The organism is Azospirillum sp. A29, from assembly GCF_042604625.1.
In the GTDB taxonomy this organism is placed as follows: Bacteria; Pseudomonadota; Alphaproteobacteria; order Azospirillales; family Azospirillaceae; genus Azospirillum; species Azospirillum palustre.
In genome coordinates this window covers 500,739-523,584 of the sequence record NZ_CP170467.1, presented here as the reverse complement: position 1 = coordinate 523,584, position 22,846 = coordinate 500,739, and the positions used below count along the sequence as shown (strand labels likewise).

At 68.6% G+C, this 22,846-nt stretch carries 19 protein-coding genes; all 19 read left to right on the top strand.

Annotated elements, in window-relative coordinates; translation table 11 throughout:
• Positions 1-13: 13 nt before the first annotated feature.
• Complete coding sequence (locus tag ABNQ38_RS30480) at positions 14-970, top strand: LysR substrate-binding domain-containing protein (RefSeq protein ID WP_377811034.1); 957 nt, start codon at positions 14-16, stop codon at positions 968-970.
• Between the two features lie 54 nt (positions 971-1,024).
• Complete coding sequence (locus ABNQ38_RS30475) at positions 1,025-2,530, top strand: malonyl-CoA synthase (RefSeq protein WP_377811033.1); 1,506 nt, start codon at positions 1,025-1,027, stop codon at positions 2,528-2,530.
• Positions 2,527-3,027, top strand: a complete 501-nt coding sequence (locus ABNQ38_RS30470) for a thioesterase family protein (protein WP_377811032.1) — start codon at positions 2,527-2,529, stop codon at positions 3,025-3,027. The genes ABNQ38_RS30475 and ABNQ38_RS30470 overlap by 4 nt, the downstream gene beginning before the upstream one ends.
• Positions 3,028-3,142: 115 nt before the next feature.
• Positions 3,143-4,570: an ABC transporter substrate-binding protein gene (locus ABNQ38_RS30465; RefSeq protein ID WP_377811031.1), complete on the top strand. Its 1,428-nt coding sequence runs from the start codon at positions 3,143-3,145 to the stop codon at positions 4,568-4,570.
• Positions 4,567-7,095, top strand: a complete 2,529-nt coding sequence (locus ABNQ38_RS30460) for an ATP-binding protein (RefSeq protein WP_377811030.1) — start codon at positions 4,567-4,569, stop codon at positions 7,093-7,095. The genes ABNQ38_RS30465 and ABNQ38_RS30460 overlap by 4 nt, the downstream gene beginning before the upstream one ends.
• A gap of 11 nt (positions 7,096-7,106) precedes the next feature.
• On the top strand, positions 7,107-8,462 hold the full coding sequence (locus ABNQ38_RS30455) for a sigma-54-dependent transcriptional regulator (protein ID WP_377811029.1): 1,356 nt from the start codon (positions 7,107-7,109) through the stop codon (positions 8,460-8,462).
• Positions 8,463-8,628: 166 nt separating this feature from the next.
• Positions 8,629-9,984 carry an extracellular solute-binding protein gene (locus tag ABNQ38_RS30450; RefSeq protein ID WP_377811028.1) on the top strand — a complete coding sequence of 452 codons (1,356 nt, stop codon included), beginning with the start codon at positions 8,629-8,631 and terminating at the stop codon, positions 9,982-9,984.
• A 73-nt stretch (positions 9,985-10,057) separates the two neighbouring features.
• The gene (locus tag ABNQ38_RS30445) at positions 10,058-11,770 is read left to right on the top strand and encodes an ABC transporter permease (RefSeq protein ID WP_377811027.1); all 1,713 of its coding nucleotides are present in this window, start codon (positions 10,058-10,060) and stop codon (positions 11,768-11,770) included.
• Positions 11,771-11,784: 14 nt separating this feature from the next.
• Entirely contained in the window at positions 11,785-12,912 is a 1,128-nt protein-coding gene (locus ABNQ38_RS30440; RefSeq protein WP_377811026.1) for an ABC transporter ATP-binding protein, read from the top strand.
• 12 nt (positions 12,913-12,924) lie between these two features.
• Positions 12,925-13,617: a phosphoglycolate phosphatase gene (gph, locus tag ABNQ38_RS30435; protein WP_377811025.1), complete on the top strand. Its 693-nt coding sequence runs from the start codon at positions 12,925-12,927 to the stop codon at positions 13,615-13,617.
• The gene (locus ABNQ38_RS30430) at positions 13,611-14,138 is read left to right on the top strand and encodes a histidine phosphatase family protein (RefSeq protein ID WP_377811024.1); all 528 of its coding nucleotides are present in this window, start codon (positions 13,611-13,613) and stop codon (positions 14,136-14,138) included. The genes gph and ABNQ38_RS30430 overlap by 7 nt, the downstream gene beginning before the upstream one ends.
• A 267-nt stretch (positions 14,139-14,405) precedes the next feature.
• Complete coding sequence (locus tag ABNQ38_RS30425; RefSeq protein ID WP_377811023.1) at positions 14,406-15,581, top strand: transporter substrate-binding domain-containing protein; 1,176 nt, start codon at positions 14,406-14,408, stop codon at positions 15,579-15,581.
• A gap of 22 nt (positions 15,582-15,603) precedes the next feature.
• The gene (locus ABNQ38_RS30420; RefSeq protein WP_377811022.1) at positions 15,604-16,209 is read left to right on the top strand and encodes an ANTAR domain-containing response regulator; all 606 of its coding nucleotides are present in this window, start codon (positions 15,604-15,606) and stop codon (positions 16,207-16,209) included.
• A 541-nt stretch (positions 16,210-16,750) separates the two neighbouring features.
• A complete protein-coding gene (locus tag ABNQ38_RS30415) occupies positions 16,751-17,998 on the top strand; it encodes a transporter substrate-binding protein (protein ID WP_377811021.1) in 1,248 nt (415 codons plus the stop codon).
• Between the two features lie 55 nt (positions 17,999-18,053).
• Positions 18,054-18,923: an urea ABC transporter permease subunit UrtB gene (urtB, locus tag ABNQ38_RS30410; protein WP_109446928.1), complete on the top strand. Its 870-nt coding sequence runs from the start codon at positions 18,054-18,056 to the stop codon at positions 18,921-18,923.
• Between the two features lie 149 nt (positions 18,924-19,072).
• The gene (urtC, locus tag ABNQ38_RS30405) at positions 19,073-20,212 is read left to right on the top strand and encodes an urea ABC transporter permease subunit UrtC (protein ID WP_377811020.1); all 1,140 of its coding nucleotides are present in this window, start codon (positions 19,073-19,075) and stop codon (positions 20,210-20,212) included.
• Between the two features lie 14 nt (positions 20,213-20,226).
• Positions 20,227-20,976 (top strand): urea ABC transporter ATP-binding protein UrtD, encoded by a 750-nt coding sequence (gene urtD, locus ABNQ38_RS30400; protein WP_377811019.1) that lies wholly within the window; start codon positions 20,227-20,229, stop codon positions 20,974-20,976.
• Positions 20,969-21,664, top strand: a complete 696-nt coding sequence (gene urtE, locus ABNQ38_RS30395) for an urea ABC transporter ATP-binding subunit UrtE (protein WP_377811018.1) — start codon at positions 20,969-20,971, stop codon at positions 21,662-21,664. Before urtD ends, urtE begins: the two co-directional genes overlap by 8 nt.
• A gap of 116 nt (positions 21,665-21,780) precedes the next feature.
• Positions 21,781-22,821, top strand: coding sequence for an aliphatic amidase (locus ABNQ38_RS30390; protein WP_377811017.1), 1,041 nt, complete (start codon positions 21,781-21,783; stop codon positions 22,819-22,821).
• The last annotated feature ends 25 nt before the right edge of the window (positions 22,822-22,846 follow it).

Genomic DNA, 22,846 nt, shown 5'->3' with positions numbered 1-22,846 from the left:
CGGATCCGCCCCGTTGCACACTGCCCCGCCTTACACCGCCCCGATGACCCAGCCCCGCATGGCGCGCCGCCTTCCTCCGCTCCTCGCGCTTCGCGCCTTCGACGTCTTTGCCCGGCTGGGCACCGTCCGCGCCGCCGCCGACGAGCTGGCGGTGTCGCACACCGTGGTGTCGCGCCACATCCAGAACCTGGAGCAGTCCGTCGGCGTCAAGCTGGTGACCAAGTCGGGGCGGGGCCTGTCCCTGACCCGTGAGGGCACCCGCTTCGCCGCCCAGATGCACCGCGCCTTCGATCTGATCGCCGACGCCAGCAACGAGCTGCGCAACGGCGGGATCGAGGCGGTGCACATCTGCTGCCTTGCCGGTCTGGCCTCGCGCCGCCTGCTCGGCCGGCTGCCGGACCTGGAGGCGGCGATGGACGGGCGCGAGGTGATCCTGCAACCGACCTCCGCCCGGCCCGATTTCAGCCGCGGCGAGGCCGATGTCGAGATCATGTATCTGGAGGACGGTGCCGCCACCGTCGCCGAGGGGCTGCGCGCCGAGATGTTCGCCAAGCCGCGCATCCTCGCCATCGCCAGCCCGGAGTTCAAGGCGCGCTATCCCGACGTGCGGACCGCCGCCGATCTGGTCGGGCTGCCGCTGATCCACGAGCAGTCCACCGGCATGTGGGAGGCGTGGCTGGAGGAGGCCGGCGTCGGCGACCTGCCGCGGCTGCGCGGTCCGCGCCTGTGGCAGGCCCATCTGACCATCGAGGCCGCCCGGCTCGGGCGCGGGGTGGCGCTGGTCAGCGACCTGCTGGTCATCGACAATCTCGCCAGCGGCGAACTGGTGGAGATGGTGCGCAGCGACGTCACCATCGGCGGCTACTACCTCATCGCTCCGGCGCAGAAATGGAACACGCCGGTCATCGCCGCGATCCGGCAATGGCTGCGCGACGTGTTCCCGCCGTCGGAGGCCCAGTCGATCTCCTGACTTCCATCATCCGGGGCGGCACCGTCCGGCTCCCGGCCATCGCGGAACCCGACCATGTCCCACACCCTTTTCGACCATCTGCTGAACCCGGTCATCGACCCCACCCGCCTTGCCATCGAGACGGCGGACGGCGGACGGCTCTCCTATGGCTCGCTACGCGCCGCCACCGGCCGCATGGCGAATGCGCTGGCCGCCGCCGGTGTGCGCCCCGGCGACCGCGTCGCCGTGCAGGTCGAGAAGTCGGTCGAGGCGCTGGTGCTGTATCTCGCCTGCCTGCGGGCCGGAATGGTCTATCTGCCGCTGAACACCGCCTATACCCCGGCGGAGCTGAGCTATTTCGTCGGCGACGCCGAACCGGCCCTGGTGGTCTGCGATCCGGCGCGTCTCGATGCCACGGTGGCGCTGGCCGGGACCATCCCGGTGCGCACGTTGGACGCGCGCGGGCAGGGCAGCCTGATCGAGGCGGCGGCCGGACAGCCGGACAACTTCGCCACCGTTCCGCGCGGGCCCGACGATCTGGCCGCCATCCTCTACACCTCGGGCACCACCGGGCGGTCGAAGGGGGCGATGCTGACGCAGGAGAACCTGCTGTCCAACGCGCGGGTGCTCCAGGCCGAATGGCGCTTCGGCCCGGACGACGTGCTGCTGCACGCCCTGCCGATCTTCCACACCCACGGGCTGTTCGTCGCCTGCAACCTTGTGCTGCTGTCCGGCGCCTCGATGGTCCTGCTGCCGCGCTTTGACCCGGTCGACCTGCTGGCCCGGCTGCCGGCCGCCACGGTGATGATGGGGGTGCCGACCTTCTACACCCGCCTGCTCGGCCAGGAGGGGTTGACGCCCGCGGCGTGCCGGTCGATCCGGCTGTTCGTCTCCGGCTCCGCCCCGCTGCTGGCCGAGACCCACCGCGCCTGGGAGGAGCGCACCGGCCACCGCATCCTGGAGCGCTACGGCATGACCGAGACCGGCATGCTGACCTCCAACCCCTATGACGGCGACCGCGTGGCCGGCACCGTCGGCTTCCCGCTGCCCGGCGTCGCGCTGCGCATCGCCGACCCGGCGACCGGCGCGCCGCTGCCGGGCGACGCCATCGGTGCCATCGAGGTGCGCGGCCCCAACGTCTTCAAGGGCTACTGGCGCATGCCGGAGAAGACGGCGTCGGAGTTCCGGCCGGACGGCTTCTTCATCACCGGCGACCTCGGCCGTGTCGACGGGCGGGGCTATGTCCACATCGTCGGGCGCGGCAAGGATCTGATCATCAGCGGCGGCTTCAACGTCTATCCCAAGGAGGTCGAGGGCGAGATCGACGAACTGCCCGGCGTGCTGGAAAGCGCCGTGATCGGCATCCCCCATCCCGATTTCGGCGAGGCCGTCGTCGCCGTCGTGGTTGCGGACGGGACGGCGCCCGTCACCGAGGCCGCCATCGCCGCCGCCCTGAAGGACCGGCTTGCCCGCTACAAGCAGCCCAAGCGCGTGGTGGTAGTGGACGAGCTGCCGCGCAACAGCATGGGCAAGGTGCAGAAGGCGCAGCTTCGCGATACCCACGCGGGGGTGTTCGGATGAGCGGCGCCGTCCTGCCGCCGCTTCCCACCGAAATCCTGACCTCCGGACCGCTGCGGGTCGCGGAGGAGTGGATCGACCTCTACGGCCACATGAACATGGCGCGCTATGTCGCCCTGTTCGACGAGGTCGGCTGTGCCCTGCAAGAGCGCTGGGGGCTGGGGGAGACCTACACCGGCGAGGCCCGGAAGGGGCTGTTCGTGGTCGACGTCGCGGTCAGCTACAAGCGGGAGCTGACCGCCGGCACGCCGCTGACGCTGGCGCTGCGGCTGCTGGAGGCCGACGCCAAGCGTCTTGTCAGTCTGATGGAGCTGCGCCGCGCCGACGACGGCACGCTCGCCGCGACGATGGAGCAGCTGTCCGTCCATGCCGATCTGACGACGCGGCGGGTCGTCCCGTTCGAACCGCCGGTGGCGGAGCGGCTGCGCGACCTCGCGGCTATCCATGGCGCGCTGCCGTTGCCGGCCGGTCACCGCCGCCGGCTGACCTGCCGGGGGTGAGACCGGCGGCCGGCATCGGCGGCGGCGCCACCGGCCGGAATTTTGCTGGCTATCAAAACAATACTGCCGCATGCAAGCTGTCCCGCATTGGGAAGTCGTTGTCGGTGGACGCAGCATGGTCGGTCGTCTTGGCGTTTGGGTGGTGCGGACGGTGGCGGGCATGGTCCTGCTGCTGCCGGGTGCCGGGGCTTCCGGCCAGGAGCTGCCGGGCGGGGCGGAGGCGATCACCGTCCTGACGTCCTTTCCCGCCGCCTTTTACGAGCCGGTGCGCGACGCGTTCGAGCAGGCTTATCCCGACCAACGCCTGCATGTGATCAACACCAAGACGACCGCGGCGATCACCCAGTTGCAGGATCGCGTGGCGAAGGACGTCGACCTCTTCTGGGCCTCGGCCCCCGACGCCTTCGAGGTGCTGAAGGCCGCCAGGCTGCTGGCGCCGGTGGCGCCGCGTCCGACCGGCGCCCCGGCGACCGTCGGCAACCAGCCCATCGACGACCCCGACGGCCTCTATCTCGGCTTCGCGCTATCGGGATACGGGCTGATCTGGGACCAGTCCTATCTGGACCGCCATGGCCTCACCGCCCCGCGACGCTGGGAGGATCTGCGCCGGCCCGGCTATGCCCGGCATCTTGGCATCACCTCGCCGTCGCGCTCCGGCACCATGCATCTGATGGTGGAGACGGTTCTGCAACTGCATGGCTGGGAGCGCGGCTGGGCGACATGGCTGGAGATCGCCGGCAATCTGGCGACCGTGACGGCGCGCAGCTATGGCGTGGTGGAGGGCGTCGGCAAGGGGCGCTTCGGCATCGGGCTGGCCATCGATTTCCTGGGGCAGGGGACCCGGCAGGAGTCCGGGCCGCGCGAGGGCGGGGAGCAGGGAGACACCAAACCGGACAACCGCGGTCTGCGTTTCGCCTATCCGGCCGACGGCGTGTTCCTGCCCGCCAGCGTGGCGATCCTGCGCAGCGCCCCCAATCCGGCGGGGGCGAACCTGTTCATCGATTTCCTGCTGTCGCCGGCCGGGCAGACCCTGATGCTGCGTCCCGACATCGGGCGCTTGCCGGTGCGCCCTGACGCCTACGCCGCGGCACCCGCCGGCTATCCCGCCCCTTACGCGCGGGAGACCGGCGACGACCTGTTCCTCTTCGACCGCGCCCTGTCCGGCCGCCGCTATGAGCTGGTCAACCTGCTGTTCGACGAGTTGATCACGTTTCGCGTGAAGACGCTCAACCGCGTCTGGCACCTGATCCATCAGGGCGAGAGCCGTCTCGCGGCCACCCCCGATCCGACCGCGCGCGACCTGCTGCGCACGGCTCGCGAGGCGGCGACGGCGGTCCCGGTCGATGCTGCCCAGGCCATCGACCCGGCCTTCTCGACCGCCCTGCGCCGGCCGGCGCGCGGCATGCCGGTGTCCGCCCGGCAGGGCGAGTTGGAGGAGGAATGGCGCGCCTTCTCGCAGGCCCGGCTGGAAACGGCGCTGTCGGCGGCCGAACGCGCGCTGGTGATCCTGCGCGCGGCGGCCGGCGAAGGGGTCTGGCCGTGAGCGCGTTGGCGCCGCCCACTTCCGGCGGTCTGGCGGACCAGCCGGACAGGCTGCGCTTCGGCATCCGGGTCCGCCTGTTCCTCGCCTTCGTCGCGGTTGCCACCCTGTCGGTGGTGGCCTGCGCGCTCGGCTGGCTGTCCTACGACCGGCTGGGCGGCACGCTGGACGAGTTCGCCGAAAGCCACCTGCCGGCCCTGGGCGTCGCCGCCAAGCTGGCGGAGGAGGGCGGCGCCATCATCGCCACCGCGCCCATCCTGGCCGGCAGCCGGACCGAGGACGAGATGGACGCGATCCGCGACGCGCTCGGCCGCCGCCTGACCACCCTGAGGGCGCTGACCGACGCCATCGAGGGCGGCGTTCCCGGTCTGCGCCCGGTGGTGGACTCGCTCGGCCGCAATCTGTCGGAGCTGGACGGCACGGTGCGCCAACGGCTGGCGCTCGCCCGCCGGAACCAGGAGGCTATCGAACGGCTGCGCTGGCTGCATGCCGATTTCCTCGACGAGATCGATCCGCTGGTCGCCGACGCCCGCTTCAACATCCAGAGCGCGCTCGCCACGGTGGAGAGCGGGAGGCCGTCGGCCGATGCCGTCCGCATCCTGCGCGAGGAGAACCGGCGCAGCGAGGCGCTGTTGCAGATCAGCGCCAACGGAAACCTCGCGGTCGGGCTGGTCGCGCGGGCGGCGACGCTCGCCACGGCGGAGCTGCTCGACGACAATGCCGGTTTCCTGGACGAGACCGCCGACCGGCTGCAACGCGACCTGACGGCGCTGGCCGGCTGGGCGGACGGCGTCTCGCTGCGGCAGCTGGTGGGCCAGCTTCTCGACCTCGCGCGCGGGGCCGACGGCAGCGTGCCGGCGCTGCGCCGGGAAGAGCTGGAGACGGCGGCGCGCGGACAGGCCCTGCTGGCGGAGAACCGCGACATCGTCGCCCGGCTGAACGGGTTGATCGCCCGGCAGGTCCAGGCGGTGGAGCAGGATTCCCGCGCCGCCGCCGCCCGGTCCGCCGGGGCGGTGGCGTTCGGCCGCTCCGCCCTGCTGGCGAGTGCCGCGGTCAGCCTGCTGGTGGCGGTGCTGGTGGCCTGGCTCTACGTCAACCGCAACCTGATCTCCCGCCTGACCCGGTTGGGCGATGCCGCCCGCGCCATCGCTGCCGGCGACCTCAAGGCCGACATTCCGCTCGGCGGCGGCGACGAGCTGTCGGACATGGCGGCGGCGCTGCTGGTCTTCCGCGACACCGCCATCGCGGTGGAGGAGGCGAACGCCCAGGCGATCATCGACAATGCGCAGGCCGGGCTGGCGATCACCGACGCGCAGGGCGTGATCGAGTTCGTCAACCCGCTCGCCGCCGCTCTGATCGCGCCACCGCCCGGCGGCCGGGCCCGTGAAGGGGAGGGAGGGGGAGCGGACGCCGGGCGCCTCGCCGACCGTCTAGACGCGGAGGCCGCAGCCCGCCTCGCGGCCTTCTTCGCCCAGGTGCCACAGGCCCAGATGCCCGGCGGGGGCGACGGTCCGGCGCCCACCCTGTCCATCCTGGCGACCGGGCGCCGCCCGGACGGCGGCGCGGTTCCGGTGCAGGTCGGCGTCCGTCCCTTCTGGCGGCGCCAGCGGCAGCGCTTCATCGTCACCCTCACCGACATGACCGAGCGGCTGGAAGCCCAGCATGTGCTGGAGCGCACGGTGCAGGAGCGCACCACCGACCTGCGCGCCACCAACGACCGGCTGGAGCGCGCCATCGCCGAACACCAGCGTACCGAACGCGAGCTGCGCGAGGCGCAGGCGGAGCTGGTGCAGGCCGGCAAGCTGGCGGCGCTCGGCCAGCTCGCTGCCGGGGTCGGGCACGAGCTGAACCAGCCGCTCGCCGCCATCCGATCCTACGCCCACAACGGCCGCAAGCTGATCGGGCTGGGCCGAGTGGAGGAGGCCGAGGGCAATCTCGGCAAGATCGCCGACCTGACGGCCCGCATGGCGAACATCACCAACCATCTGAAGCGCTTCGCCCGCCGTCCCGACAGCCGGCTGGGCGCGGTGGAGCTGGCGCCGGTGATCCAGGGCGCTTTGTCGCTGTTCGGCAACCGCCTGCGCGAGGAGGCGGTCGCGGTCGAACTGGCGCTGCCGGATGCCGACCCCGCCTCCGGCACGCCCTTGCGGGTCCGCGCCGAGGAGGTGCGGCTGGAGCAGGTTCTGGTCAATCTGCTGAGCAACGCGCTGGACGCCGTGGCCGGCGCGCCGGTCCGCCACATCCTGATCCGCGCCGAGGTTATTGAGGACGGGGAGGACGGGGAGAAGAGCAGGGGCGAGGAGGGTGGCGCCGTCCGCATCGAGGTGCGCGACAGCGGATCCGGCATCGCCGCCGATCCGGTCGCCCAGGTCTTCGATCCCTTCTTCACCACCAAGCCGGTGGGGACGGGGCTGGGTCTCGGCCTGTCGATCTCCTACAACATCGTCCGCGACTTCGGCGGCGTGCTGTCGGTGGCCGAGAGCGGCCCCGATGGAACCGCCTTCGTCCTCACCTTGACCCGCGCGTGAAAGTCTTGCCCATGACTGTCCTGCTGATCGACGACGATCCGGAAGTGCTCGATTCCAGCCGCCAGACGCTGGAGCTGGAGGGCTTCGCCGTCGAGGCGGTGACGGAGCCGGAGGCCGGGCTGGCCCGGCTCGGGGCCTCCTGGCCCGGCGTGGTGGTGACCGACGTGCGCATGCCGGGGATGGACGGCTTCGCCCTGCTGGAGCGGGTGCGCGCGGCGGACGCGGAGGTGCCGGTGGTGCTGGTCACCGGCCACGGCGACATCGCCATGGCGATGCGCGCGGTCCGCGAGGGCGCCTACGACTTCATCGAGAAGCCGGCCGAGCCCGACCATCTGGTCGAGGTGGTGCGGCGCGCGCTCGTCCATCGCGGGCTGGTGCTGGAGAACCGCCGCCTGCGGGCGCAACTGGCCGAGGGCGGGCCGGAGGGGCGGATCATCGGCCGTTCGCCGGCCATCGAACATCTGCGGGCCGCCGTGGCGAACCTCGCCGACGCCGAGGTCGACGTGCTGCTGTTCGGCGAGACCGGGACGGGGAAGGAGCTGGTCGCGCGCAGCCTGCACGAGGGCGGCCGGCGGCGTGCCGGCAATTTCGTGGCGCTGAACTGCGGTGCCATGCCCGACACCATCATCGAGAGCGAGCTGTTCGGCCACGAGCCGGGCGCCTTCACCGGGGCGCAGGCGCGGCGCATCGGCAAGCTGGAATATGCGGCCGGCGGCACCCTGTTCCTCGACGAGATCGAGAGCATGCCGATGCATCTCCAGGTCAAGCTGCTGCGCGTGTTGCAGGAGCGGGCGATCGAGCGGATCGGCGGCAACCGGACAATCCCGCTGGATCTGCGGGTGGTGGCGGCGACCAAGGTGGATTTGCTGCGGCTGGCGGCGGAGGGGAAGTTCCGCGAGGATCTCTATTACCGCCTGAACGTCGTCACCGTGCCGCTGCCGCCCTTGCGCGAACGGCGCGGCGACGTGGCGCTGCTGTTCCGCCATTTCCTCGACGCGGCCCTGGCGCGGTCGCGCCGGACGCCGCCGCCGCTCGACCCCGCCTTGCTGGCGCGCCTCGCCGCCCATGGCTGGCCCGGCAATGTCCGCGAGCTGCGCAACGTCGCCGAACGGGTGGCGCTCGGGCTGGGCGACGGGCTGGCACCGGTCGGCGCTTCCGCCACATCTGCCGGCATGGCCGGATCGGCGGAGATCGAGCCGCTGGCCGACCGGCTCGACCGCGTCGAGAAGCAACTGATCGAGGACGCGCTGGCCCGCTGCGGCGGCCGGGTCGGCGAGACGGCGGAGCGGCTGGGCATCACCCGCAAGACCCTCTACCTGAAGATGCGCCATCACGGCCTGAGCCGGGACGATTTCGCGGAAGAGTGAAAAAGCGGGGGGCCGGGGATGTTCCCCGCATTACCCAGGAAAGCCGGGCGATGTTCCCGTCCTGACCCATCGATGCCGTGCAAAGCCAGAGCGTGCAAGGGCTGACCGTCTGGCACACCGATTGCTGAACAGACGAGCATAAGATATCAAGGGAGGGACAACACCCATGCTTCGCACCTCGCGCACCGTGCGCAACGCCGCCGCCGCCCTGGCCGTCCTGCTGCTGTCCGGAACCGCCGCCTTCGCGCAGGATGCCAGCGGCAAGCTGGTCATCGTCACCTCCTTCCCCAAGGACATGACGACTGCCTTCCAGCAGGCCTACCAGAAGGCCAACCCCAAGGTCACAGTCGAGATCCTGAACCGCAACACCAACGCGGGCGTGAAGTATCTCCAGGAAACCGCGTCCAACAACGGCGTCGACCTGTTCTGGGCGTCGGCTCCCGACGCCTTCGAGGTGCTGAAGGGCGCCGGGCTGCTCCAGCCCTACAAGCCCAAGGTCGAGGGCATTCCCGAGAAGGTCGGCGCCTATCCGGTCAACGATCCCGAGGGGATGTATGCCGGCTTCGCCGCGTCCGGCTACGGCATCATGTGGAACAGCCGCTACATGAAGGCCAACGACCTGCCGATCCCCAAGGAATGGGCCGACCTGACCAAGCCGGCCTATTACGACCATGTCGCGATATCCGCCCCGTCGCGCTCCGGCACGACGCACCTGACCATCGAGACGATCCTCCAGGGCGAGGGCTGGGAAAAGGGCTGGCGCACCAACAAGGAGATGGCCGGCAACTACCGCACCATCACCGAGCGCAGCTTCGGCGTGCCGGACGGGGTGAATTCCGGCGCCTTCGGCGTCGGCATCGTCATCGACTTCTTCGCGCTGTCGTCGCAGGCCTCGGGCTTCCCGGTGGAGTTCGTCTATCCGACCGTCACCACCATCGTCCCGGCCAATGTCGGCGTCGTGAAGAACGCTCCCAACAAGGCCGCCGCCGAGGGCTTCGTCGATTTCCTACTGTCGCCCAAGGGGCAGGAGGTCCTGCTGGAGCCGGCGATCCGCCGCCTGCCGGTCAACCCGGTCACCTACGAGAAGGCCCCCGCTGGCTATCCCAACCCGTTCAAGGACAAGTCGCTGGGCGCCCAGGTGAACTTCGACGTCAACGTCTCGCAGGCCCGCTACAATGTGGTGGACGCGCTGTTCGACCAGCTCGTCACCTTCCAGCTCGACGACCTCAAGGCGGCGACCCAGGCCATCCACAAGGCCGAGGCGGCGCTCGCCAAGAAGCCGAACGACAAGGCCAAGACCTTGCTGGGCGAGGCGCGCGACCTCGTCGCCGCCATGCCGGTGACGGCGGAGCAGGCTGCCGACCCGCAGCTGGCCGGCGCCTTCACGGTGGAGCGCAAGTCGGCCAAGGACGCGGTGCCGGAGCGTCAGGCGCAGGTCGAGCAGAAGTGGGCCGCCTTCGCCAAGGAGAACTACGCCAACGCCCGCAAGAAGGCCGACGAGGCGGCTGCCCTGGCGCGCTGACGCGCCGGCGCGCCGTGCATGGGGGACGCGCCGGTCGCGCCCCCTCCCTCCTCCCCAGTTCACGGGCCTTTCCATGACGTCACTTGCGCTCACGCGCGACCGCATCGCGCGCGTGCGGCCGGGGCCGGCGCTGGCCGCGCTGCTGATCGCCGCATTCCTGCTGCTGTTCCTGGTCGTTCCGGTGGTCCAGGTCATCTTCGTCGCTTTCCAGGACAAGACGACCGGCGCCTTCACCCTGGTGAACTTCGCCGACTTCTTCCAGAACGACCTGTTCATGCGGTCGTTCGGCAACTCCTTCTACGTCTCGGCGATGTCGGTGGTGGTGGCGAGCCTGCTGGCGCTGCCGCTGGCCTACCTGACCACACGCTTCGAGTTCCGCGGCTCGGTGCTGATCCAGAGCCTGGGCATCATCCCGCTGATCATGCCGCCCTTCATCGGCGCGGTGGCGATGCAGCTGCTGTTCGGGCGCAACGGCTCGGTCAACCTGCTGCTGCGCGACCATTTCGGCTTTTCGATCCCCTTCATGGAGGGGCTGAACGGCGTCATCTTCGTCCAGAGCATCCATTATTTCCCCTTCATCCTGATCAACCTGTCGGCCAGCCTGAAGAACATCGACCGGGCGATGGAGGAATCGGCGCAGAATCTCGGCTGTCACGGTTTCCGCCTGTTCCGCCGCATCGTCTTCCCGCTGGCGATGCCGGGCTACGTCGCCGGCGCCTCGCTGGTCTTCATCAAGGTGTTCGACGATCTCGGCACGCCGCTGCTGCTGAACGTCAACGACATGCTGGCGCCGCAGGCCTACCTGCGCATCTCCTCCATCGGCATCGCCGACCCGATGGGCTACGTCATCTCCGTCGTGCTGATCGCCTGCTCGCTGCTGGCGCTCTGGGTGTCGGCGCTGGCGATGCGCGGCAAGGACTACGCCACGGTGCAGCGCGGCGGCGGCGGTCTGGCCAAGCGGCGCTTGAAGCCACTGGAGATGGTGGCGGCCTATGGCATCGTGCTGCTGATCCTGGTGCTGGTGCTGGCGCCGCATGTCGGGCTCGGCCTGCTGTCCTTCGCCACCATCTGGTCCTTCAGCCCGCTGCCCGACGCCTTCACGCTGAAGCACTACCACACGGTCTTCTCCGAGAGCGGGCAGTACATCACCAACACGCTGCTCTACGCCTCGCTGGCGGCGCTGCTCGACGTGGTGATCGGCACCGCCATCGCCTATCTGGTCCTGCGCACCAAGCTGCCGGGGCGGCAATGGCTGGATTACATCGCGATGGCGGCGCTGGCGGTGCCGGGCGTCGTGCTGGGCATCGGCTATCTGCGCAGCTTCTACGGCGTGCCGATGCCCTTCACCGGCCAGCCGCTGTCGAACTTCTGGCTGATCCTGGTCTTCGCGCTGGCGATCCGCCGTCTGCCCTACGCGTTGCGCGCCTGCACCGCCGCCTTGCAGCAGGTCAGCTCCTCGCTGGAGGAGGCGGCCGAGAATCTCGGCGCCACCAAGCTGCGCACCGTCGGGCGCATCGTCGTGCCGCTGATGTCCGGCGGCATCTTGGCCGGCTTCGTCACCAGCTTCGCCACCGCGGCGGTCGAGCTGTCGGCGACCATCATGCTGGTGCATTCGCAAAGCGACGCGCCGCTGGCCTACGGCCTCTACGTCTATATGCAGTCGGCGGCCGGGCGCGGTCCGGGGGCGGCGCTTGGCATCTTCGCCGTCATCATCGTGGGCTTGGGCACCTACCTGTCGCACGTCGTCATCGAGCGCGGCCGCCGTGAGCGCGGCCAGGACCACTGAGGGAAGCCATCGCCATGAACCACCAGTTTTCCCCGGCAGCGCTCGCCGCGCAAATCCAGAGCGTCGGCGTCGACATCGAGGGCGTCAACCTGTCCTACGGCAGCAACCATGTGCTGAAGGACGTGGACCTCGCCATCAAGCCCGGCGAGTTCTTCGCCTTCCTCGGCCCCTCGGGCTGCGGCAAGACCACGCTGCTGCGCCTGATCGCCGGCTTCAACACCGCCCAGCGCGGCGAGGTCCGCATCGGCGGGCGCGACATCTCCGGCCTGCCGCCGCACCGGCGCGACGTCGGCATGGTGTTCCAGAGCTACGCGCTGTGGCCGCACATGACCGTGCGCCGCAACGTCGCCTTCGGGCTGGAGGAGCGCCGCGTCTCCCGCGCCGAGATCGAGCGGCGGGTGGACGCCGCCCTCGAACTGGTCGGGCTGAAGCATCTGGCCGACCGCCGCCCCTCGCAGCTGTCGGGCGGCCAGCAGCAGCGCGTCGCGCTGGCCCGCACCATCGTGATCGAGCCGAAGGTGCTGCTGCTCGACGAGCCGCTGTCGAACCTCGACGCCAAGCTGCGCGTGCAGATGCGCCAGGAACTGCTGAGCCTCCAGCGCAAACTCGGCCTGACCACCATCTTCGTCACCCACGACCAAGAGGAGGCCAACACCATCTGCGACCGCATCGCGGTGATGGAGGACGGGCGGGTGCAGCAGGTCGGCACCCCGCAGGATCTCTACGACCATCCGGCGAACCTGTTCGTCGCCGGCTTCCTCGGCACTGCCAACGTGCTGGACGGTGCCGTGCGGGACGACGGGGCCGGGGGCCGCGCCTTCGTCGGCAACGGCTTCACCCCGGTGACGCTGCCGGCGGTGGAGGCGGGAGCGGGAATTGGGGCTGGCGGCAAGCTGATGTTCCGGCCGCAGAACCTCGCCATCCGCGCCGACGGCCAGCCGCCGACCCCCGGACAGGCCCGGCTGACCGGCACCGTCCGCCACCGCGAGTTCCTCGGCGCCTCCATCCGCTATGCGGTGGATGTCGGCGGGCAGCTGGTTCAGGTGGACGCGCCGCATCAGGCGGGCGATGCTCTGCTCCCCCCGGATGCCCCGATCATCCTCGACCTCGCGGCCGACAAGGCCCGCTTCCTTCGCCAGTAAGGTGCCGCAATCGTGACCGATACCGCCGACAGCCTCAACCGCCCCGCCATCCGCGCCGTCGCCTTCGACCTCGACGGCACGCTGGTGGACAGCGTGGCCGACCTGATGCATGCCTCCAACGCCCTGCTCGCCGAGCTGCGACGCCCGCCGGTCGATCTGGCGGCGGTGCGCTCCTTCGTCGGCGACGGAGCGCCCAAGCTGGTGGAGCGCGTGCTGGCCGCCACCGGCGGGGTTCCGGCTGCGGACGAGGCCGCCCGCTGTCTCGAACGCTTCCTGGCGATCTACGGGGCCGACCCCAGCGCCCACAGCACGCTCTACCCCGGCGTCGCCGAAACGCTGGACCGGCTGGCGGAGGCCGGGCTGCGGCTCGGCGTCTGCACCAACAAGCCGATGGCGGCCACCCTGCGGCTGCTCGACGATCTGGGCATCGCCGGCCGCTTCGCCGCGGTGGTCGGCGGCGACAGCTACCCGTCCCGCAAGCCGTCGCCGGAACCGGTGCTGGGGCTGCTGGAGCGGCTGGGGGTCGAACCGGCGCAAACCGTCTTCGTCGGCGACAACGAGCATGACGTGGCAGCCGCCCGCGCCGCCGGGGTGGCGCGGGTGCTTGTGGTTCCCTACGGCTATGCCCGCGTCCCGCTCGACGGCCTGCCGCATGACGGCATCCTCGGCGGCTTCGCCGATCTGGCGGAGCGGCTGTCATGCTGAGGTCGGTAATCTTCTGCCGGCACGGCGAGACGGAGAGCAATCTCGGCGGCTGGCTCGCCGGCTCGAAGGACGTGGCGCTGACCGAGCGGGGCCGGGCGCAGGCGCGGGAGGCCGCCGCTGGCCTGCTCGCAGGGGGACAGTCAGTGACTGCGGTCCACAGCAGCCCGCAGCGCCGGGCCCTGGAGACGGCGGGCATCCTGGCGGAGGCGCTGGGCGTTCCGGTGGTTCCCGTGGCCGGGCTGGAGGAGCGGCGCTGGGGCGATCTCGAAGGCGGCGCCATCCCGGCCGACCTGCTGCGGGAGGAGGTGCCGAACGGCGAAAGCCTGACCGGCTTCCGCGCCCGCGTCACCGCGGCGCTCGACGGGCTGCCGGTGCCCGGCGACGGCAGTCCGCTGCTGATCGTCGCCCATGCCGGCACCTGGCCGGTGCTCTGCCGCTGGATGGGGGTCGAGTCCGACCTGCTGTGGCCGCCCAACGCCTCGCCGGTCACCCTGACGCGGGAGGGGGTGGCGGCCCTGTGAGCGGCCCTTCGAGCCGATGCCGCGCAAAACAGGAGTCGCCAAACAATCCGGCCTTGTCATAGTATGGGGGCACATATCTGTCCGACGTCACGCCAGGGGGCCGCGGCTGGGTTTCAGCGGGTCCCGACGTGATGGAGCGGGCCGGAGCAATGGCGCTCCAATCCGGGCCGACCGCCCTGATTGGGGTTTTTTTTGTTTTATTTTAAACCGGATCGCCACCGGTTGGCCTGGGTGCGGATTGCGGCTGCGAGTTCGACGAAGAGGTGGATGCAGATGGATTGTACCCCCAAGAGCGGTGAACCGTGGAGAGTCGGCGTGCTGTTCTCGCAGACCGGGGTCACGGCGGGAATCGAACGCACCCAGCTCCAGGGCACGCTGATGGCGATCGAGGAGATCAATGCCGGCGGCGGGGTCAACGGCCGCGAGATCCTGCCCATCGTCGAGGATCCGCAATCCGATCCGGCGCTGTTCGCGGCGCTCGCCGAGCGGCTGATGACCGAGGAGCGGGTCAGCGTCCTGTTCGGCTGCTACATGTCGAGCACGCGCAAGGCGATCCTGCCGGTGGTGGAGCGGCGCAACGGGCTGCTGCTCTATTCGACCCTCTACGAGGGGTTCGAATGCTCGCGCAACGTCATCTACACCGGCGCCGCCCCCAACCAGAACGGCCGGCAGCTGGCCGACTATCTGACGCGGGAATATGGCAGCCGCGTCTACATGGTAGGGTCGGATTACATCTATCCCTATGAATCCAGCCGGATCATGCGGGAACTGGTGCTCCAGCGGTCGGGCAAGATCCTCGCCGAGAAGTACCTGCCGCTGAATGCGACGCAGAAGGCGTTCGCCCCGGTCATCCGCGACATCCGGCGCAAGCAGCCGGACTTCATCTTCTCCACCGTGGTCGGCGCCGCCACCGCCCATCTCTACCACGCCTATGCCGAGGCGGGGTTCGATCCGGCGCGGATGCCGATTGCCAGCCTGACCACCAGCGAGGCGGAAATCAGCGACATCGGCGTCGCCGCCTCGCGCGGGCATGTCACCGCCGCCCCCTATTTCGATTCCATCGACAGCGAGGCGAACCGCCGTTTCGTCGCCCGCTACCGCGAGCGGTTCGGGGAGCATGAGCGGACCAACGCGTCGTGCGAGGCCGCCTATTTCCAGGTCCATCTGTTCGCCCAGGCCCTGCGCATCGCCAACTGCATGGACACCGACCGGCTGCGCGACGCCATCTTCGGGCAGGAGTTCGATGCGCCCCAGGGGCGGGTGCGGATCGATCCCGACAACAACCACACCTACCTGTGGCCGCGTGTCGGCCGGGTCGATGCGGATGGCCGGTTCGAGATCGTCGCGGACTCGCCGGTGGCGATGAAGCCCGATCCGTATCTGGTGGATCACAACGCTGCCGACGAGGCGGACATCCGCTGGCGGCGGCAGGCCGCGGTCTGACTGCAAACGGGGCGAACGCCGCATGTCGATCAACCTGCTCCGCGACATCCGCTCGTTTCGCGTCGTGGTCATCCACCCGCAGGACGCCGAGGCGGAGGAGCTGCTGCGCCAGCTCCACCGCATCGGCTGCCAAGCCCGGTCCGAATGGCCGCCGCCCAAGGACCGCCCCAGCGGCGTCGATGTGATCTTCCTCGACATGACCCAGCTGCTGTCGGGACAGGGACGGCTGTCCTGGTCCAGCGCCGACGACGGGCCGCCCATCGTCGCCGTGCTCGATTATGAGAGCCCGACCGTGCTGAAAGCCCTGGTCGATTACGGGGTGCGCGGCTTCGTCAGCAAGCCGATCCGCGCCTTCGGCCTGCTGACCACCATGTTCATGGCCCACCGCGCCGCGGAGGGCGAGCGCAGCATGCGCAAGCGCCTCCAGAAGGTCGAGCAGCGGCTGGACGGCATCAAGAAGGTGAGTAAAGCCAAGTCGATCCTGATCGAGCAGCGGCGGATCACCGAGGAGGAGGCCTACCGCTTCATCCGCGAACGCGCCATGGCCCGGCGGACGACCATCGAGGCGGTCGCCGCCGCCATCATCGACGCCAGCGAAATGCTGATGGCGGAAAATCCGAGCCGCTGACCATTTTTGATATTGACGGTGAGGCGGCGCGCTGTGCATCTTACTAAGCAAGTGAAGCAAATCGCCCGCGTCCGCCAATGATGTCGGATCGACGGGCAGGCGATGAAGCCCCTGAAGGTGTGACAGCCTTGCCGGGGCTTTTTTTGTGTTCGAACCTGACGTACCGACGCGCACTCCAGCACCACAGATGCGAGGGACGCCGATGGATGGGTTTGTGCAGGGATAGATCCGACCGTTCAATGCTTATGGCTCGACGCGGCGAATCCGTTGCCGCGCAACAGCTCCTTTTATCCGGCGCCCGATCCATTCGGGGCTGGCAGGAATGATACTTGATAATAGACGCTATTATTCGTTGAATATTTTAAAACCAGCTCACACATCTTGAGACCGCACCAGGCACACCCCCGCCGATGACGCCGGGAGTTCGTGCCGAGGCAATGAAGCCCCAGCAGGCCGCCGGCCTGGGTGGGGCTTTTTTTGTGCGCTCTCCTGTCCGTGCCGAAGAACTGCCAAGAACAGGCAAACGAGGAGGAAACACGTCATGACCTTCACACGGCGTAATTTTCTGAAATCGACGGCTGTCGCCGGGGTGGCCGGATCGGTCGGCTTTCCGCACATCTGGATCAAGGACAGCGGCGTCGCCTGGGCGGCGAACGGCGAGATCAAGGTCGGCGTCCTCTTCTCGCTGACCGGCACCACCGCGGTCGTCGAGAAGTCGATGCACAACGCCACCATGATGGCCATCGACGAGATCAACGCCGCCGGCGGCATCAACGGGATGAAGCTGACCGCAATCGTCGAGGATCCGGCCTCTGACCCCGCCACCTTCGCCGACAAGGCCAACAAGCTGGTGCTGAACGACAAGTGCGTCAGCGTCTTCGGTTCCTACACCTCCGCCTCGCGCAAGGCGGTGCTGCCGGTCTTCGAGAAGCGTAAGAACCTCTACTGGTACCCGACGCTCTATGAAGGCCGCGAGTGCTCGAAGAACGTCATGTACACCGGGGCAGTGCCCAACCAGCAGCAGAAGGACTTCATCCCCTGGCTGGTCAAGACTTTCGGCAAGAAATTCTATCTGATCGGCTCCAACTACATCTATCCCAAGGAAGAGAACAACGTCTGCAAGATCCTGCTGAAGGAACTGGGCGGCGAGGTGGTCGGCGAGGAATATGTGCCGCTCGGCCATTCGGAATTCGGCTCGGTGCTGAACAAGTTCCGCGAGACCAAGCCGGACGTGATCTTCTCCACCGTGGTCGGCGACAGCGTGATCGCGCTTCACAAGCAGTACAAGGCGGCCGGGTTCAGCCCGGACAGGATGCCGATGGCCAGCCTGACCACGTCGGAGGTGGAGATCGCGGCAATGGGCGGCGAGTATGCCGCCGGCCATTTCACCTCCGCCCCGTACTTCATGGGCCACCAGTCCAAGGAGAACGAAGTCTTCGTCGAGAATTACCGGAAGCGCTTCGGCAAGGAGTCGGTGACACACTTCGTGTCGGAGGCGGCCTATTTCCAGATGCACCTGTTCCGCAAGGCGGTGGAGGCCATCGGCAAGGGCGACATCAGCCCCATCGCCGTCCGCGACGCCACCGCGGGGCTGGAGATCATGGCGCCGCAGGGCAAGGTGAAGGTCGATGGCGACAATCTGCACTGCTACCTGTGGCCGAAGATCGGCCAGGCCCAGGCCGACGGCCAGTTCAAGGTCATCCAGCAATCGTCGGATTGGGTAAAGCCGGAACCCTACTGGGCATATCCGGGCCAGAGCTGCACCAAGGACGGTCTGAAGGGTGCGTGAGCAATGAACGGGCAGGGGAGGGCGTCGCCCGACGCTCTCCCCGTCGGAGGGGCTTATGGATATTTTCTTCGGTCAACTCTTCACCGGGCTCAGCATCGCGTCGATTCTGCTGCTGGTGGCGCTCGGGCTTGCGATCATCTACGGCGCGATGGGGGTCATCAACCTCGCCCATGGCGAGTTCGTCATGCTGGGCGCCTACGGCACTTGGTTCCTCCAGTCGCAGTTCGGCCTGCCGCTGATCCCCTGCCTGCTGCTGGTGTTCTTCATGGTGGCGGCGGCCGGCTGGGTGGTCGAGAGCACGGTGGTCCGCTTCCTCTACCACCGGCCGCTCGACACCATCCTGGCGACCTGGGGCATCGGCATCATGCTGCAACAGGCGGTGCGCCTGTCCGCCGGGGCCGAGCTGCGCTATGTCCAGACGCCGGAGTTCCTGTCCGGCAGTATCGACATCGCCGGGGTCGGCATCCCCAGCTACCGCCTGTTCATCCTGGCGCTGACCGCCGCCCTGCTGGCGCTGACCTGGTTCGTCATCCAGCGGACCGAGTTCGGCATGAAGCTGCGCGCTGTCACCCAGAACCGCGAGATGGCCAGCTGCTACGGCATCAACAGCGCCAGGATCTACAGCCTGACCTTCGCCTTCGGTTCCGGTCTCGCCGGACTGGCCGGCGCGCTGGTGGCGCCGATCAAGAGCGTGGCGCCGGACATGGGCACCAACTTCGTGGTCGATGCCTTCATGGTGGTGGTGGTCGGCGGCGTCGGCAGCCTGATCGGCACGGTGGTCAGTTCCGGCCTGCTCGGCAGCGGCACCGCCGGCATCGCCTTCCTGCTGAACGACACGCTGGCCAAGGCGCTGGTCTTCCTGGCGGTCGTCGTCCTGGTCCGCTTCCGTCCGCAGGGCCTGTTCGTCGATCAGCGGCGCCGGTGAGGGGGGCCAAGACGATGACCAGCGTCCAGTTCCCCGACGACCAGCCCGCCAGCCTCGGCCAATCAAACCTCGGCCAAGCGAACCTCAGCCAACCCGATCTTCAAAACCGGGCCGGTTCCCCGGTCGGCCCCGTCGCCCGGAGCCCGCTCATGTCGAAATCGACCCTGTCGCGCAGCAAGCCCTATGCCCAGCTCGCCGCCTATCTGCTGTTCTGCGCCGTCATCCTGGCGGTTCCCAGTTTCGTCACCGACGCCTTCCTCCTGAACAAGTTCGCCCGCTATCTGGCGCTCGGCCTCGCCGCCGCCGCGCTGGCGCTCAGCTGGGGCTATGCCGGCATCCTCAATCTGGGGCAGGGGGTCAGCTTCGGCATCGGCGCCTATGCCATCGCCATGCATCTGAAGCTGAAGACCAGCCCGGTCCACACCGGGTCGGCCGGGCTGCCGGACTTCATGGTATGGAACAACCTCGATCATCTGCCCTGGTTCTGGCAGCCCTTCCATTCCAGCCTGTTCGCGGTGGCGGCCGGCATCCTGGCCCCGGTGGTGGTGGCGCTGCTGCTCGGATCCTTCATGTTCCGGGCACGGATCGCCGGGGTCTATGTCGCCATCATCACGCTCGCCATGCTGGCGGTGGTCAACCTGCTGTTCATCGACCAGCAGGCCTACACCGGCGGCTTCAACGGCATCACCGATCTGGCGTGGCTGAAGGCCGGCAGCGTCACCTTCGATCCCTACAGCCCGGCCTTCTACTATCTGTCCGCCGGGGCGCTGTCGCTGTGCCTGCTGCTCGGCCTCGCCTTCACCCGCAGCAAGGCCGGGCTGATCCTCCAGGCCATCCGCAACGACGCCGACCGGGTGCGCTTCTTCGGCTACGACGTCGCCGCCTACCAGTCGCTCGCCTTCGCGGTGTCGGCCGGCATGGCCGGGCTGGCGGGCATGCTCTACGCCATGGTGCTGGAGTTCGCCTCGCCCACCTTCATGGGGGTGCCGCTCAGCCTGTCGATGGTGATCTGGGCGGCGGTCGGCGGGCGCGGCTCGCTGCTGGGGGCCGCCATCGGCGCCATCCTGGTCAACTTCATGCAGGGCAGCCTGTCCGAGAGCTTCCTCGACACCTGGCAGCTGATCCTCGGCGGCATGTTCATCCTGGTCGTGGTCTTCCTGCCGAACGGCCTGTCGAGCCTGATCGGCATCCTGTCGGACCGCCTGACCCGCCCGTCCCGTCCCAAGGCGGACGCCGCCCTTGCCACCGCCCTTTCCGAGGCGCCGCATGCCGGCCGCACGCCGAGCTGAAGGAGACGATCCCCATGGCCTATCTCGAACTCCACGGGCTGGAAGTCAGCTTCGACGGCTTCAAGGCGGTCAACGGCCTGGATCTGGCGGTCGAGCGCGGCGAGCTGCGCTGCCTGCTGGGCGCCAACGGGGCCGGCAAGTCCACAACCCTGGACCTGATCTGCGGGCGCACCCAGCCGACCGGCGGGCGTATCCTGCTCGACGGGCAGGACATCACCAGTGCGCCGGAATACCGGCGCGCCCGCCATGGGGTGGGCCGCAAGTTCCAGGTGCCCAGCGTGTTCAAGGAACTGACGGTGCGCGAAAACCTGGAGGTGGCGCAGTCCCGCCATCCCGGCCCGGCCCGGACGATCCGCCTGTTCCCCGGCCTCCGCCTCGACCGGCGCATCGCCGAGGTGCTGGAGATCGTCGAGCTGGCCGACGAGCTGGACACCAGGGCCGCCTTCCTGTCGCACGGCCAGACGCAATGGCTGGAGATCGCCATGCTGCTGGTCCAGGACAGCGCCCTGATCCTGATGGACGAGCCGACCGCCGGCATGACCATCCAGGAGACCGGCAAGACCTCGCGCATCTTCCAGCGGCTGCGCGGCCGGCACACGCTGATCGTGGTCGAGCACGACATGGGCTTCGTCCGCGAGATCGCCGAGACCATCACCGTGCTGCACCAGGGCAAGCGCCTGTCCGAAGGATCGATCCGGCAGGTGGAGAACGATCCCAAGGTGCGCGAGGCCTATCTTGGAAGCGGGGGGATCTCCCATGCTTGACATGACCGACGTTTATTCCTTCTACGGCAGCAGCCCGGTTTTGCAGAATGTCAGCTTCGCGGTGCCCAGGGGCAGCCTGCTCAGCGTGCTGGGCCGCAACGGGGTGGGGAAGACCACGCTGATGCGGACCGTCATGGGGCTGACCGACCGGGTCACCGGCCGGATCGGGCTGGGCGGCAGCGATATCCGGAGCGAGCCGACCCACCGCCGCGCCGGCCTCGGCATCGGCTATGTCCCGCAGGGGCGCGGCATCGTCGGCAAGTTCACCATCCACGAGAACATCCTGATGGGCAGCTTCGCCCGTCCGGACGGCCGGCGCGAGATCCCGCCGCTGGTGTTCGAGATGTTCCCCTATCTGCGCGACAACCTGAACCGCAAGGGCGGCGACCTGTCCGGCGGGCAGCAGCAGCAGCTGGCGATTGCACGGGCGCTGGCGGCAAATCCGCAGGTCCTGCTGCTGGACGAGCCGACCGAGGGCATCCAGCCCAACATCGTCGAGCAGATCCAGAACGTGATCATGACCCTGAACCGCCAGTACGGCATCACCGTCGTGCTGGTCGAACAGAATGTGAGGTTCGCCCGGCAGGCCTCCGACCTTTTCCTGATGCTCGACAAGGGGCGGGTCGCCGCCCACGGGCCGACGGAGAGTCTGACCGACGATCTGGTTCACCGGCACATGGCGGTCTAGGCCACAGCTCCGGTCCCGTCTCTCTCAACCCCCCACACACGGGTTCGCCGTCCAGCCTCGCGCCGGGACGGAACGCCCCCTCCTTATCGATCCACAGACCAGAAAGGGAATGCACCATGTTGCACGGCGATATTTCCAGCAGCAAGGACACCGTCGGCGTCGCGGTCGTGAACTACAAGATGCCGCGCCTGCACACCAAGGCCGAAGTCCTCGACAACGCTCGCAAAATCGCGGAGATGGTCCAGGGCATGAAGGTCGGCCTGCCCGGCATGGATCTGGTGATCTTCCCGGAATATTCGACCCACGGAATCATGTACGATTCCAAGGAGATGTACGAGACCGCCTCATCGGTCCCCGGCGACGAGACCGAGATTTTCGCCGACGCCTGCCGCAAGGCCAGGGTCTGGGGCGTCTTCTCCCTGACCGGCGAGCGGCATGAGGAGCACCCGCACAAGGCGCCCTACAACACGCTGATCCTGATGAACGACAAGGGCGAGATCGTCCAGAAATACCGCAAGATCATGCCGTGGGTGCCCATCGAGGGCTGGTATCCCGGCAACTGCACCTTCGTCACCGAAGGGCCGAAGGGGCTGAAGATCAGCCTGATCATCTGCGACGACGGCAATTATCCGGAGATCTGGCGCGACTGCGCCATGAAGGGCGCCGAACTGATCGTCCGCTGCCAGGGCTACATGTATCCGGCCAAGGAACAGCAGGTCATCATGTCCAAGGCGATGGCCTGGGCCAACAACACCTATGTCGCGGTGGCGAACGCCGCCGGCTTCGACGGGGTCTATTCCTACTTCGGCCATTCCGCCATCATCGGCTTCGACGGCCGGACGCTGGGCGAGTGCGGAACCGAGGAGAACGGCATCCAGTACGCCCAGCTCTCCACCTCGCTGATCCGCGACGCGCGCCGGAACATGCAGTCGCAGAACCACCTCTTCAAGCTGGTCCACCGCGGCTACACCGGCAAGATCAACTCCGGCGAGGATTCGAAGGGCGAGGCGGCCTGCGCCTACAGCTTCTACCATGACTGGATCAACGATCCGGAAGGCACCCGCGCGCGGGTCGAGGCGATGACCCGCGGCACCGTCGGCACCGAGGAATGCCCCATCGACGGCATCCCCAACCCGGAAACCGCCCTGCATCGCTGAAGGATCAGGCGGATAGCGCGGCGGG